This window comes from Paenarthrobacter sp. AMU7 (genome assembly GCF_041200195.1).
Classification (GTDB): domain Bacteria; phylum Actinomycetota; class Actinomycetes; order Actinomycetales; family Micrococcaceae; genus Arthrobacter.
On the sequence record NZ_CP165735.1, the window covers coordinates 2,251,847 to 2,264,672 of the forward strand.

The window sequence follows — 12,826 nt, forward strand, 5'->3', positions numbered from 1 at the left end:
TGCGTGCCCCGGACAGGCATGCCTGACCGCCGTCGGCCGTCATCATCAAGGAGAACGGACAACAGCCCGCCATGATTCCCGTTAGGCCGGGTGCTGTGCATTTCCGGCCTTTACCGACATTCCTTGGCCGCCTAGTAAATCAGTAGTCTTACTATTAGGCTGGCCGTTTGGGGAAAGTCCCCGGCACGGAAAAGAGCGAGGCGAGGCATGACTGAAGAGCAGGACATCAAGAAGGTCACGGACATCATCAACGACTCCAGGATCGGAATGCTGACCACCATCAACGAAGACGGCGCGCTGGTCAGCCGTCCGCTCGCCGTACAGGACGTCAAGGACGACGGCGACATGTGGTTCTTTACGGGACTGGACACCTCGCAGGTGGCGCATGTCCGGCAGGATGCCCGGGTGAACGTGTCCTTCGGCAAGAACACGGAGTGGGTTTCAGTAGCGGGTACGGCTGAAGTTGTTACGGATCGCCGGAAAATCCGCGAACTGTGGAACCAAGTGGTGGAAGCCTGGTACCCGGATGGACCGGATACTCCGGAAGTGTGCCTGCTGCACGTCGATTCGGACTCGGCTGAATACTGGACCAGTCCGGGTGGAACAGCCGCTACGGTACTTCAGTGGGTCAAGTCCAAGGTCACCAACTCCCGGTTCAGCGTCGGCGAGAGCGGAACAGTGGAACTCTGAACCACCGTGGATGACGCAGAGCGGTTCAAGGTCCTCCTTACGGAGGAACGGGACCGAAAAATGAAGCTGGTGGAAGCACTGCGCAGCGACATCACCTCGGTGAGCCTCGCACGGCAGGACTCCAATGTGGATGACGAACATGATCCCGAGGGCAGCACCATCGCGTTTGAGCTTTCGCAGGCTGAAGCCCTCTTGGAGCAAAGCCGCGCAGGCCTGGAGGAGATCAATGCTGCCCTGGAGCGGATTGTCGAGGGCAGCTACGGGAGGTGCCAGGTGTGCGGCGCGGACATTCCGGAGGCCAGGCTCGAGGCCCGGCCGTGGACGCCCTTCTGCGTGGAGCACGCCTCCGGCCGGCGCCGGTGAGCTACCCGGACATGCCCGGCGAGACGGGGATGAACTCGATGGTTTGCTGGACCTTCTTCCGGGGTCCTCGGTTGAACCCTTTCGCGTCCAGGTTGTTGCCGGCGCGATAAGCAGCCAGCGCCTCGTCGTAGATGTCGTTGAGCCGTTGCCCGGTGAAAACTTCCTGGGTTCCGTCAGTGAAGAGTATGGACACTGAAGCACCGCCAGGGAAGTGTCTCTTCATCCGGACGAAGCCCTCAGGGTCTTGCTGCAGGGAGATCAAAGGTGGACCGCGCTTTCTTTAGTGGTTAGTGACAGTTTCCCGCACTTTCCGGCCACCGCCGTCTTTGGTACCTGGCCGGTTGCGGGCAGGAACCCGGGTGACGGCTTCGCGTCGTTCACCAACAGTGTTGAGAATCGAGCCGATGCCATCCACCCTCATTCCCACGGAATCCCCTGTCTTCAAAGGCGGGGGAGTCCTGGCGCCGTTCCGGCCCCAGAGTTCGGCCAGGCAGCCGCTGCCGCAGGTTCCTGAACCCAGGACGTCGCCTGGCCGGACCACCGAGTCCTGGGACGCATAGGCCACGAGCTCAGCGAAGGGCCAGCCCATGTTGGACAGGAGGTCCCCGCCAATGGCCTCACCGTTGACTTCCACCGCCATGGCCAGGGGGAGAAAACCCTGCTCGTCGTGCAGGTGCTCGAACTCATCAGCGGTCACGATCCAGGGCCCCAGGGTATTGGCGAAGTCCTTTCCTTTACAGGGGCCAAGGCTGACCTTCATCTCCCGCCTTTGAAGGTCACGCGCCGACCAATCGTTGAGAATGGTGTAACCGAAGATGTGGCGGTGCGCGTCCGGGGCGGACAGGTTCCTGCCCTCACTGCCTGGTACGTGTCCGACGACGGCCGCGACTTCGGTCTCGAAGTCCAGCTCGCTGCAACCCGCAGGAATGCCGATCACCTCGCCGGTGCCGGTCACCGTATGAGGATTCGTGAAATAGAACGTCGGCGCTTCGTACCATTCGGCCACTACGCCTGCCACACCGTCGATGCTCTTGCGAACCCCCTCAACATGCTCCTCAAAGGCAACAAAATCCCTGATGGTGCCCGGTAGCAGCGGGGCCAGCAACTGCACGTCCCGCAAGGCAACAGGACGTACGGTCCGGCGCGTTTCCGCGGCGATGGACAGAGTCTCTTCCAGACCGGCCTGCAGGAGGTGCTGGACGGTGCGTCCCTCGGACAGCGCAAAGCAGTTGTCGTCGTCGACGAACCCTTCCCGAGTACCGCCGTCGTAGTTCCAGCGGGCAATCTTGACCATGGTTTCTTCCTTAGACGGTGGGGCGGGCGGCGGGGGCTGCCGCGGAGGTGATACCGAGACGGCCGGCGTTGCCGGCAAGTACCCGGGTGATATCGGCGTCGGAGAGGCCGGCGGCATGAACCTCCGCAACAGGGTGGTCCGAGCCCATGTCAAAGGGGTAGTCAGAGCCGAGCATCACTTGGGTGGGCCCGGCAGCTTCGATGAGCGCCCTGAGTTCGCGGGGATGGTGGACCAGCGAATCGAAGAAGATCCGCCGAAGATAGGACGACGGCGGTTCGGCGCACTGCCGCGCCTCGGGCCGGACCTTCCAGGCATGGTCCGAACGGCCGATCGTGGTGGGAAGGTAACCCCCGCCATGGGCGGCGAGGATCCGCAGGTCCGGGTACCGGTCCAGGACCCCGCTGAAGATGAGGTGGGACAGGGCCACAGCGTTCTCGGCCGGCTGGGACACGGTGTTGGCCAGGTAAAACCGGTCTAGACGCTCGTCCAGGGAACAGCCGAACGGATGCAGGAAGACCAGGGCACCCAATTCCTCCGCCCGGCTCCAAAAGGATTCCAACCGAGGATCCGACAGCTCCACGGTGGTGCGCTCCGCAGCCTCGGGCGTGCCGGCGAACGATCCGATCTCCACACCAGCCAAACCGCATTCCGTCACGGCGTGCTCCAGCGCTTCGACCATGAGATGGGGATGCTGCAAAGGAACGAGCCCGAGTCCGTTCAGCCGGTCCGGAGCCCTGTCGATGAGCTCACGGACTGCCGCATTCGCCTGCTTGGCCAACGCCAGTGCGAGCTCCGCACGGGCAAAGTAATAGAAGTGCGAGGGTGACGGGGAGACGAGTTGGACATCCACGCCTTGGGCGTCCATGTCTTTCAGGCGTCGGGTGAGGTCAGTGAGCTGTTGCCACCGCTCCTTGATCATGGCGCCTGAGGTGGCCATGGATTCAGGACCGTTCCTCAGGGCTTCCAGGGCCTGGAGGGCCGCGAATCCCTCCGGGTCACCTTCCGCCACTTCTTGTTGGAGTGCCGGAATGAGGACGTGCGCGTGGACATCGATGACGGATTGGTGGTCTGTGGCAAGGGTGTTCATGCAGGTTCCTTCAGCATGGTTGACAGGGAATTCATCAGTCCGGGCACATCGGCGTCCCGGACGCCGTCCAGCATCCACTGCCCCAACTGGACCGATGCCTGTACCACGGCTGTCGCCCGCTCCAAGCGTCGATCCGTGAACTCTTTCCATAAGGTCTCGGTGAGGTGGTCGACGGAGATCAGGAGTTCCGCAAGCACTGCCGCATCCTCCAAGGCCATGGCGGCCCCTTGGGCGACCGTCGGGGGGCAGCTGTGGGCGGCGTCCCCGATGATGACGGTGCTCCCGCGATTCCACGGGCCTTCCACCAAGTGCGAGGTGAACCACGTGTAATTGATGCGGGCGCTGTGGTCCAGGTTGTCCCTGATTTCGTTCCACGGGCCACCGTAGGCTGCAGCAAGTTCTGCCATGACCTGTGGGCCGTCTTCGTGCCTGCGTTCCTGCGCCTCTTCCACGAGGTAGGCGTAAATGGTGTCCGGTCCGGTGGGGCAATAGCCGGCAATGAAGCATGGGCCACCGTAGGTGAGATCGGTCCGGACTACGTCTTCGGGCCGTTCGACGAAGGCGCGCCAAATGCCCATGCCGGTGGGTTTGGGCTCGACGTCGATGCCGATCGCTGTGCGGACTGCGGAATGGAGCCCGTCAGCGCCTATGAGGAGATCATAGGAGGCACTGGAACCATCGGCCGTGCGGACCGTGACGGTGCCGCCGTCGTCAGCTATGTCGGTGACGGTTTTGCCATAGCTGATGCGGGCGCCTGCTTGTTGGGCCCGGTCCCGGAGGATGGCGGTCAAGTCCGGCCGGTACATTCCGAGCGTTGCCGGAAGATCGTCGCCACCGGTCCGGATGTCCTCCAGGACTGCGATGACTGTGCCGGCGGGGTCGGGGGCGCGCAGGCCAAGGGTGCTGAAAGCGTACCCTTGTGCTTGCACCTGATCCCAGACTCCCAGGTTGCGGAGGATTCGCAGGGCGTTGCCTTGGAGCGTTATCCCTGAGCCCAGGGTTTGCGGTTCCGCGGCCTTCTCCAGGACCTCCACCTCGATACCTGCATCGGCCAGGAGGATGGCGGCAGTAAGCCCCGCGGCTCCCGCTCCGACGATTCCGACCCTCTTTACTGCTGCCATCTGAAGACTCCTTTGTGTCGACGGCGTTGCTGCCTGGTGTGCTGCGTGCGGTGGTGGACGGGGTGTCAGCGGACCGCGATGGGATTGACCGGCGAGCCCACAGCCCCGGTGATGGGGAGTGGGGCCGCAGTGAGCATGAAGTCATACCTGCCGTCGGCGGCGCACGCGTGAGCCAGTGCGTCAGGATCCCACATTTCCCCGAGGAACAAACCAAGGTTGGGGATGGCGATCTGGTGCAGGGGCTGGAACGCGCCTTCAAACTCATTGGGCCGGACCTCGAAGCCCCAGGTATCTGTGGCGATACCGGCAATTTCCGAGGTATGCAGCCATTCCGCGGTGCTGAAGGACAGGCCCGGTGCGGACCCGCCGGCGTAGTCGCCCCACCCGTCGCGCCGGACCCGTGTGTACTGACCCGTTCGGATCACAACGATGTCGCCCCGGCGAACAGGGGAGCTGGGACCCTGACGTTCAATGGTGCGTTCCAGGTGTTCGGGGGTGATCGCGAAACCGTCGGGCAGTTCGCCATCGGTGCGCCCCAGGTCCGCGCCGAGTGCGCGGCCGACGTCCAGCAGCACGCCGCGGGTGACGATCTTCGCCGCGGCGGTTTCGATCCCGGTGACGAGGTCGCCTTCGGAGGTGACCACATCTCCGGCTGCACGCCCGTTCCAGGCCTTGCCGCGATCAAAAATATGACCCAGCCCATCCCATTGCGTGGAGCACTGCAAAGGCATGGCAATGACGTCATCGGCGCCCCCGAAGCCGTGGGGGAACCCTTGGTTGCCCCGCTCGGCATCCACACCGGTGTCCGTCATTGTGTGCACGGGATTGGTCCGGCGACGCCACCCCTTCTGGGGGCCGTTGGTGTCGAAGGGCTGGGACAGGGAAAAGGCCTCGCCGGTGGTGACCAACGCAGCGGCCTCCACGCGCTTGGCCGCATCGATGAAGTTGAGCGTTCCGAGAACGTCGTCTTCGCCCCAGCGGCCCCAGTTGTTGAACTGCCTGGCCGCGGCGGCGATACTGGCCAGCGGATCTTTCCGCTGGATCAGGGAAACGTTCACGGCATCGGTGGTCACTGTTCGTCCTTGCAGTGGATGAGCTGGGTGCCCAGCCCGGTGATGGTGCCTTCCATGACGTCCCCGTTCTGCAGGAGCCGTCCCCAGTGCTGGCCATTACCGGCAGGGCTGCCTGTCAGCACCAGGTCGCCTGGCTTCAGCGGCATCGTTTGGGAGGCTTCGCTCACGAGTTTGGCAACGCCGAAGATCATGTCCTGGGTGGACTCGTCCTGCATGGCTTTGCCGTTGAGCTTCAGTGTGACCTGGACGTCCTGCGGGTCACCGAAAAACTTGGCCGGTACCAGCAGGGGACCGGTGGGCAGGAACCCCGGTGCGTTCTTGGCGCGGTACCAGTCCGAACCGATGGCGGGCATGTCCTTGCGGAAGACGTACTCGCGGGTGGTGATGTCATTGACCATGGTGTAGCCGTACACGTAGTCCAGGGCTTCCTCGGGAGTGACGCGGAACGCGGTCCTGCCGATGACTGCTGCCAGTTCCAGCTCCCAGTCGTGGGACTTGCTGTAGGACGGCAGGGTGAGATCATCTGTGGCCGACGCGATCGCCGTCGGAAGCCCGATGAAGAAGTACGGTGTGCCCTGACCGGCGCGCTGATCCATCATGGCGGCGGTCTTGGTGCGAACCTCCTCGGCATCCTGGCCGGCTTCGCGGTGGGCTACCGCGAGGTCGATCACGTGCTTGCGGTAGTTGGCCCCTGTTTGCAGCACTTGCATGGGTTCCACGGGAGCAAGGACATCAACGCCGGACAACGCCAGGCCTGTTTCGTCGCCCGCTGAGGCAGCCAAGGCGTCCAGTTCGCTTTCGGTGGTGTCCCAGTGCTGGATGAGCGAGTTGATGTCGCCGTCCAGGGGGAGGACACGTTCTCCCACCACAAGACCGACTTTGGGTTTGCTCTCTCCGGGCTCCTGAAAGCGGATCAGTGCGTAGTTTGGCTGCGTCATTAGCCGCGGCCCTGCTTTGCGTAGGGGTTCAGGAGTGCTTCCTTCATTTCAGCGGAAGCACCTTCTTCCGTTGCGGTGAAGCCTTCGGCCGGCGGGAAGGATTCGGTCATGGAGTGCGGCATGGCGCCGTTCTTGTAGAAGTTGTTGGATCCTTCAGAAGGCTTCCAGGTGTTGGCGTCCCAGTCCGGGACGTAGTTGCGGTAGCCGCCGGAGTTGAGCTCGACGCGGAGACCGGAGGGATCGCGGAAGTACAGGAAGTTCTGCTCGCCCACGCCGTGGATGGAGGGGCCGTATTCCATGGGGGTCCCGTTTTCCATCATCACGTCGGCAGTGCGGAGCAGGTCTTCGGTGGCGTCCACCCAGAAGGCGATGTGGTTGACGCGGCCGGCGCGCTGGGAGGTGTCCAGGACCACTCCGAGGTCGTGGGACTTCTCGTTGGTGGTCAGGACTGAGAAGACCGTGATGGGTGCTTCATCCAGGTCCACGAAGGCCATGACGCGGAACCCCAGCGCTTCGTTGTACCACTGGGCGAACCCCCGGACGTCGGAGGCAGCCACCGTGACGTGGTCCAGGAAGCGTGGAGCGGCTGCGTGGCTGCTGCGGCGCTCGGGACGGTCCGGGTAGGTGGATTCGAAGCCGGGCTCTGCAACGAACTTCTCTACGTCGTAAAACAGGCGCATGTGGTGGCCGTAGGGACCGGTGAACTCATAGGCCTTGCCAAAGCCGTGACCGCCCGCAGTCCACGTGCCCTGCACGCCGGTTGCTTCAACACGGGCTGCGGCGGCTTCGAGTGCGGCCTGGGAGTTGGTGCGCCACGCCATCCGGCCCAAGGATGCCTCGGGGCCTTCAGTGATGACCAGGCTGTAGCGGTAGTAATCGCCCCAGCAGCGAAGGTAGACATTGCCCTCCACGCGGTCGATGATGCGCATGCCGAACTTCTCCTCGTAGAACCGTGCCGAGGCGTCGACGTCCGGAGCGGTGATCTCGAGGTGGGCAAGATGGGAGAGGGGAGTTTCCACGATGAATTCCTTCTATGTACTGATGGCTCGGACAGTTCTCTGCAGGGTCCTGTAACCACCATGAGCCACATCACGTATCCGGAGAAGAGCAAGTATCTGATAGGAGCTATCCGTCAAACAAATAGTTGGAGTCGGTGCGGCTATCAGCCGTATGAATACCAGCTATACCCAAACAGCTATTCTCCGATGGAGTGAGGCTTGTCACAGTGATGGAAATCCCCTCGGCGACCCTGCCGGTACCAGGGACTCTTCAATGGCGAAGGAACACCCATGAGCATCATTGATCCCACTGCGCTCGAGTCGCGCCGTCCGGTCTCCACCCGGGAAGCGGGCAAGGCGCAAGCTGCACTTCTTGTGGCCGGAAGCTGCATGCCGGTCCTGGGCGCCGTTTTGCTGGCACCTGTCCTGCCCACCCTGAACCAGGTTTTCGCGGACACTGCGGGTGTCGCAATTCTTGTGCCGCTGGTCCTGACGCTTCCAGCGTTGTTCGTGGCATTGTTTTCGCCCTTGGCGGGTTACGTCGCTGACAGGATGGGCCGTCAGCAGTTGTTGATCTACGCCATGCTGGCCTACGCACTTTTTGGCACGGCACCGCTATGGCTGGACACCCTTGAGTCCATTGCCGCATCAAGGATCGGCGTAGGTATTGCAGAGGCAGCCATCATGACGTGCTGCACAACCCTGATCACCGACTACTATGCGGGGCAGCAACGGAACAAATACCTGGGCCTCCAAACCATGGTGAGCGCACTTGCTGCGACGGCATTCTTTGCGCTGGGTGGCGCCTTGGGCAGTATCAGCTGGCGGACGCCCTTCTGGCTGTACGCAGTCAGCGCCGTCCTGGTGGTCCCCATGATCTTCAAGCTCTGGGAACCAGCCAAGAGCCAAGCCACGGGCCTGGCAGCGAAACAGCCGGTGCCCTGGCGTCAGATCGGTGTACCTGCTGCTGTGACACTGTTTGGCGGCATGGTGTTCTACGCGTTGATAGTCCACCTGCCCTACGTCATCACAAGTTTGGGCGTCCAGGATGCCGCCCTCATTGGTGGTGCGGCTGCGATCGCTTCGCTTGCAACGGCAGCAGGGGCAATCTCCTTCCGTTTCCTGGCCAAGCTGGGCACCCGAAAACTGTTGGCAGGCGCTTTCGGCCTCGCCGCCGTCGGGCTCTGCGTTGTTTCCGTGGCGGGCAGCGTTCCGGTGGCTGTCCTTGGGGCAGTGATCGCCAGTGCGGGCACGGGTGTTTTGTTGCCGACGCTGCTGACGTGGGCGGTCAACGGACTGGACTTCTCCCAGCGCGGCCGGGGCACCGGTATCTGGACTGGAACCTTGTTCATCGGCCAGTTCCTGACGCCTATAGTCCTGGGCGCGACAGCCGCTGCTCTGGGCAACCTGGGCCTTGCGCTCGGGGCGCTGGGCCTGGCCTGCGCGCTGGCGTTGCTGGCTGTGCTGATTCGTGGGCCGCGGCTGGTACCTGTCAGCCACTGATGAAGACCGTGGCTGGATAACCTAGGAGGATGAAGAACCTGGACCTCAACCTGTTGCCCCAATTGCAGGTGCTGTTGGAACTGCGGAACGTTTCCCGGGCGGCCGAGCGGCTCCAACTCAGCCAGCCTGCAACCAGTGCAGCCATGGCCAGGCTCAGGCGGCATTTCGACGACGAACTCCTGGTGCGTCACGGCCGCACGTACGATCTCACACCCTTTGCGCAGTCGTTGGTCCCGCTGGTGGATGAAGCCATGCTTCATGTCCAGCGGGCCACGCGTGTCCGGTCCGGATTCGATGCCACCACAAGCGAACGCGAGTTCGTCATTGCGGCTTCCGATTATGCAGCTGCCCTCATTGTGGGGCCGCTGCGGGGCATCCTGCAGCAGGAAGCACCACGCGTGGTGGTGGACTTCGTTCCGACCTCCGGACTTGAGGGCACCATGGCCGAATACTCCAAGATGGACCTGTTGGTGGGGCCCACTGGTTACAAGATGCAAGGCGACTCCAAGCAGCTGTTCCGTGACAGTTTTGTAGCAGTGGTCGATGCCGCGAATCCTTTGCTCCGGATGCCGGCCATGACGTTGACGGATCTTATTGGCGTCCCGCACGCGGTGGGGTACTTCGGCGAGGGGATCAGCACCCCGGCTGACAAACTTTTTGAGTCCCGGGGCGTTCGACGGCGGGTGGCAGCGACAGTGGCAGGCTTCCTGTCCCTGCCCCTCCTGGTGGAGGGTACGGACTTGGTGGCCTTGGTGCCGAGGATGCTGGCGTCCAGGGCCCAACGCGGGGCAAGGATCGAGGTTCTGGAGTTCACCGGAGACTTGGAGGCCTCATTGGTCGAGGCAATGTATTGGCATCCATCACAGACCGAAGATCCAGCCAACGCCTGGCTGAGGTCAGTGGTTCAGCGGGCCTGTTCCCAACTGCACGCTCTTTTCCCGGTGACGGCACATCCCATACCCGTCGCAGCAACGTATCGCGTTGGGGCGGACGGATGATGCTGTGGACGCAACATCATGCTTGATATGACAGACGCCATGGTGGTGATTACAGGCGCCAACGGTGGCCAAGGCCTGGCCGAAACCCTGCTGCTGGCCACTACCGGGGCGACCGTGCTCGCGGCAGATCTGACCGCGGAGCCATCCGCAGCCCTGAAGGCCGTGGCCGCTTCACACCCGGACCGCATTGTCTACCGCCAACTCGATGTCACCGAGCCGAGTGGGTGGGCGCACTTGGCGAAGCTCCTCCACGACGAATACGGCCGGGTGGACGGCTTGGTCAACAACGCCGGCATCACCCGACGCAGCCGCCTGCTCGAGGCAACACCGGCCGATCTCGCCGCCGTATCGGAGGTGAACGTTACTGGGCCTCTGCTGGGAATGCAGGCCTGCGTTCCGTTGATGAAGCCCGGGGCTTCCATCGTCAATGTTGGATCAGTGGCGGCCCTCAGCGGGCATTACCCTGTTGCCTACACCGCCAGTAAATGGGCGCTGCGGGGGCTTACCATCGCCGCCGCCACGGAACTCGGGCCGCAGGGCATCCGGGTGAACTCGGTTCATCCTGGATTTATCGAGACGCCCATGACTTCCGGAGCCAACCCGGCTTTCAGGGAAGCCAGCATCGCCGAGACGCCGCTGGGGAGAACCGGGACTCCCGAGGAAGTTGCGGCCGTCGTGCTTTTCCTCCTGAGCCCAATGGCCGCTTTTGTCACGGGAGTGGACCTGCCGGTTGACGGTGGACAGAGCAGCCACGGCGGAGCGAAATCAATCTCAGATGCGGTGCGTTGACCGATAACACGTGGCTGGCGCCGTTGAACTCCTAGGTCCCCGGGCCCACCAACCGGTAGTTCAACAGGACGATTCCGGACGGGTAATGACGGCACTCCATGAGTTCCAACTTCGTCCACTGACCCACCCGGCCGAAGAACGGAATGCCACCGCCCAGGATGACGGGGATCACGGAAATACCCAGCTCATCGATCAAACCCTGCTCGATGAATTCCGTCACCAACTCACCGCCGCCAAACAGGCAGATGTCTTTGTCCCCAGCAATGGTTTCCTTGATATGCGCAACGAGTTCCCGCAGATCGCCGGAGAACAGTTCGGTAGTGCCCTTGGTAGCGAGTGTTTGATGGTGGGTGACCACGTACGTTGGGACCTTGGACACCCCGCCGCCCATCGCTGACACCTCACGGTAGGTGTTGGCCCCCATGATGTAAGCCCCGGTCCTGCGCTCGGTGGCTTCAAATCCGTAGTCTTCGTCCCTGGCCATGGCATCGTTCAGCCATGAAAGATCGCCGCCCTCTGAGGCGATGTATCCGTCCAAGCTGGAGGCCATGCCCCCGAACACCTTACTCACGGCAAGGACTCGGTGTCCGGGGCGGTTTCAGTTGTGACGGCCGTGTCCGCCGCTGCGCCTTGCTTCCGGCTTGCCAGCAGGAACGGCACCGCGATCAGCTCGATGACGCCGGCCACAGCCAAGGATGCCGGGTAGCCGTAAAGATCAGCCCCCCGGCCAAGGAGTGGCTGGATGACCACGCCACCGCTTGAACCCATGAGCGAATCGAAACTGAGTACGGTGGCCCGTTGCTTCGAAGGGATCATGTCATTGATATACGCCTGTCTGACCGGAGTTGCGGCGGCGCCCACTACGCCCCACAGGGCCAGGAGCACCAACGCAAGCCAGAAGTTGCGGGTGAACCCGAGGATCAGCAGGATGACGGCACCCACCAGGCCACCGAGAATCAGGACGGACGTGCGTTTGTGGAACAGTGTTCGTGCGTGGGGAGCGAGCCAGCCGCCCAGGATCTGCGAACCAGCCACAATGGCGGCAGCCAGTCCGGCGATGGAGTAGGCGCGCGGGTCGCCGAACAGATCAAGCAGGAACGGCTGAAGGGCGTAGAAAACATAGATTCCGACGCCGGCGCTGAACGGTGCGGCGAGCATCACGTAGCGTACTGGCGGTTTTTTCAATCCGTTCTCAATGGACGCGGAAAGCACTGCGCGGGTAGCACGAAGGGGGTGCGTCGAGCGTTCAGGCGAGAACCCGACGTCGTGCATTAGGGCGAACGCTACTGCGAACATCGCTGCCAACACAGCTACCCGGAGGATGAACGGCACCCCGAGATTGCTTGCCTGGGCTATGACGCCGCCGGCCACGGAGCCGAGCAACATGGCCACGCCTTGCACCATTTGCCCCCTGCCCAGCACGGACTCGAGCCCGCCTTCGTAACCCGAGAAGCGCAAAGCGTCCACTAGCCAGGCCTCCACAGCCCCGGAGAAGAACGTAAAGCCCAAGCCCAGCAGGACGGAGACCACTGCCCACATCCAGAATGGCGCCGAGATCTGCCACAGCACAAAGTACAAATAGGTGGAGACGGCCAGCGTCACCGTGCCCAGCAAGAAGGAAACCCTACGGCCCCAACCGTCGGCGATGACCCCGGTAGGAACCTCGAAAAGGACCATCCCTGCTGTGAAGAACGCATTGGCGGCGAATGCCTCAAGGTTGCTCAGCCCGGCATCAAGCAGGAAGAGAGTGTTGATACCCCAGATGAACGAGGCAGCAATGGTGTTTCCCAGCGTCAGCGTGAGGTAGACACGTTGAATCTTGCGGGCTTCCTCGTTCACCTTGCCCACCTGCACCATCGACCGAGGGCCTTTTGGGCGGCCACGTCCGCCTGCAACCCATACTGATCGCCCATAGAGCCGTTCTACGCCGAAGCCACCGCGAATGCCAGACCACGGAGAAACTGCCGGTGGC

At 62.8% G+C, this 12,826-nt stretch carries 14 protein-coding genes; 5 read left to right on the forward strand and 9 right to left on the reverse strand.

The features are described from left to right. The first annotated feature begins 207 nt into the window (after nt 1-207). Both ABQM86_RS10300 and ABQM86_RS10305 read left to right on the forward strand, forming a co-directional pair. Complete coding sequence (locus ABQM86_RS10300) at nt 208-690, forward strand: pyridoxamine 5'-phosphate oxidase family protein (RefSeq protein WP_207597364.1); 483 nt, start codon at nt 208-210, stop codon at nt 688-690. Between the two features lie 6 nt (nt 691-696). Beyond that, nucleotides 697-1,053, forward strand: a complete 357-nt coding sequence (locus ABQM86_RS10305; protein ID WP_280627877.1) for a TraR/DksA C4-type zinc finger protein — start codon at nt 697-699, stop codon at nt 1,051-1,053. Nucleotide 1,054: 1 nt separating this feature from the next. On the opposite strand, the gene ABQM86_RS10310 is transcribed toward ABQM86_RS10305, so the two are convergent. From ABQM86_RS10310 to ABQM86_RS10340, 7 genes are all read right to left on the reverse strand, one after another. Then, nucleotides 1,055-1,315 carry a hypothetical protein gene (locus ABQM86_RS10310; RefSeq protein WP_207597366.1) on the reverse strand — a complete coding sequence of 87 codons (261 nt, stop codon included), beginning with the start codon at nt 1,313-1,315 and terminating at the stop codon, nt 1,055-1,057. Nucleotides 1,316-1,333: 18 nt separating this feature from the next. Continuing rightward, on the reverse strand, nt 1,334-2,347 hold the full coding sequence (locus tag ABQM86_RS10315; protein WP_369746553.1) for a fumarylacetoacetate hydrolase family protein: 1,014 nt from the start codon (nt 2,345-2,347) through the stop codon (nt 1,334-1,336). A 10-nt stretch (nt 2,348-2,357) separates the two neighbouring features. Further along, nucleotides 2,358-3,434 (reverse strand): amidohydrolase family protein, encoded by a 1,077-nt coding sequence (locus tag ABQM86_RS10320; RefSeq protein WP_369746554.1) that lies wholly within the window; start codon nt 3,432-3,434, stop codon nt 2,358-2,360. Continuing rightward, nucleotides 3,431-4,555: an FAD-dependent monooxygenase gene (locus ABQM86_RS10325; RefSeq protein ID WP_369746555.1), complete on the reverse strand. Its 1,125-nt coding sequence runs from the start codon at nt 4,553-4,555 to the stop codon at nt 3,431-3,433. The genes ABQM86_RS10320 and ABQM86_RS10325 overlap by 4 nt, the downstream gene beginning before the upstream one ends. Nucleotides 4,556-4,620: 65 nt before the next feature. Continuing rightward, a complete protein-coding gene (locus ABQM86_RS10330) occupies nt 4,621-5,628 on the reverse strand; it encodes a cyclase family protein (RefSeq protein WP_369746556.1) in 1,008 nt (335 codons plus the stop codon). Next, complete coding sequence (locus ABQM86_RS10335; protein WP_207597371.1) at nt 5,625-6,566, reverse strand: fumarylacetoacetate hydrolase family protein; 942 nt, start codon at nt 6,564-6,566, stop codon at nt 5,625-5,627. The genes ABQM86_RS10330 and ABQM86_RS10335 overlap by 4 nt, the downstream gene beginning before the upstream one ends. Further along, nucleotides 6,566-7,585 carry a VOC family protein gene (locus tag ABQM86_RS10340; protein WP_369746557.1) on the reverse strand — a complete coding sequence of 340 codons (1,020 nt, stop codon included), beginning with the start codon at nt 7,583-7,585 and terminating at the stop codon, nt 6,566-6,568. The genes ABQM86_RS10335 and ABQM86_RS10340 overlap by 1 nt, the downstream gene beginning before the upstream one ends. A 270-nt stretch (nt 7,586-7,855) precedes the next feature. Here ABQM86_RS10340 and ABQM86_RS10345 point away from each other — a divergent pair, with 270 nt between their 5' ends. Genes ABQM86_RS10345 through ABQM86_RS10355 form a run of 3 tightly spaced genes read left to right on the forward strand, consistent with a single transcriptional unit; the run spans nt 7,856 to nt 10,854 of the window. Then, entirely contained in the window at nt 7,856-9,067 is a 1,212-nt protein-coding gene (locus ABQM86_RS10345; RefSeq protein ID WP_369746558.1) for an MFS transporter, read from the forward strand. Between the two features lie 29 nt (nt 9,068-9,096). After that, the gene (locus tag ABQM86_RS10350; protein ID WP_369746559.1) at nt 9,097-10,065 is read left to right on the forward strand and encodes a LysR family transcriptional regulator; all 969 of its coding nucleotides are present in this window, start codon (nt 9,097-9,099) and stop codon (nt 10,063-10,065) included. Nucleotides 10,066-10,083: 18 nt separating this feature from the next. Then, entirely contained in the window at nt 10,084-10,854 is a 771-nt protein-coding gene (locus ABQM86_RS10355) for an SDR family NAD(P)-dependent oxidoreductase (RefSeq protein WP_369746560.1), read from the forward strand. A gap of 31 nt (nt 10,855-10,885) precedes the next feature. On the opposite strand, the gene ABQM86_RS10360 is transcribed toward ABQM86_RS10355, so the two are convergent. Continuing rightward, nucleotides 10,886-11,404 (reverse strand): dihydrofolate reductase family protein, encoded by a 519-nt coding sequence (locus tag ABQM86_RS10360; protein ID WP_207597375.1) that lies wholly within the window; start codon nt 11,402-11,404, stop codon nt 10,886-10,888. 17 nt (nt 11,405-11,421) lie between these two features. Next, nucleotides 11,422-12,693, reverse strand: coding sequence for an MFS transporter (locus tag ABQM86_RS10365; protein WP_242703599.1), 1,272 nt, complete (start codon nt 12,691-12,693; stop codon nt 11,422-11,424). Nucleotides 12,694-12,826: the final 133 nt, after the last annotated feature.

What these genes read in the sequence shown, in the direction of transcription:
- ABQM86_RS10300 (WP_207597364.1), top strand. Translation starts at nt 208, where the DNA reads ATGACTGAAGAGCAGGACATCAAGAAGGTCACGGACATCATCAACGAC.
- ABQM86_RS10315 (WP_369746553.1), bottom strand. Translation starts at nt 2,347, where the DNA reads ATGGTCAAGATTGCCCGCTGGAACTACGACGGCGGTACTCGGGAAGGG.
- ABQM86_RS10320 (WP_369746554.1), bottom strand. Translation starts at nt 3,434, where the DNA reads ATGAACACCCTTGCCACAGACCACCAATCCGTCATCGATGTCCACGCG.
- ABQM86_RS10325 (WP_369746555.1), bottom strand. Translation starts at nt 4,555, where the DNA reads ATGGCAGCAGTAAAGAGGGTCGGAATCGTCGGAGCGGGAGCCGCGGGG.
- ABQM86_RS10335 (WP_207597371.1), bottom strand. Translation starts at nt 6,566, where the DNA reads ATGACGCAGCCAAACTACGCACTGATCCGCTTTCAGGAGCCCGGAGAG.
- ABQM86_RS10345 (WP_369746558.1), top strand. Translation starts at nt 7,856, where the DNA reads ATGAGCATCATTGATCCCACTGCGCTCGAGTCGCGCCGTCCGGTCTCC.
- ABQM86_RS10350 (WP_369746559.1), top strand. Translation starts at nt 9,097, where the DNA reads ATGAAGAACCTGGACCTCAACCTGTTGCCCCAATTGCAGGTGCTGTTG.
- ABQM86_RS10355 (WP_369746560.1), top strand. Translation starts at nt 10,084, where the DNA reads ATGCTTGATATGACAGACGCCATGGTGGTGATTACAGGCGCCAACGGT.
- ABQM86_RS10360 (WP_207597375.1), bottom strand. Translation starts at nt 11,404, where the DNA reads ATGGCCTCCAGCTTGGACGGATACATCGCCTCAGAGGGCGGCGATCTT.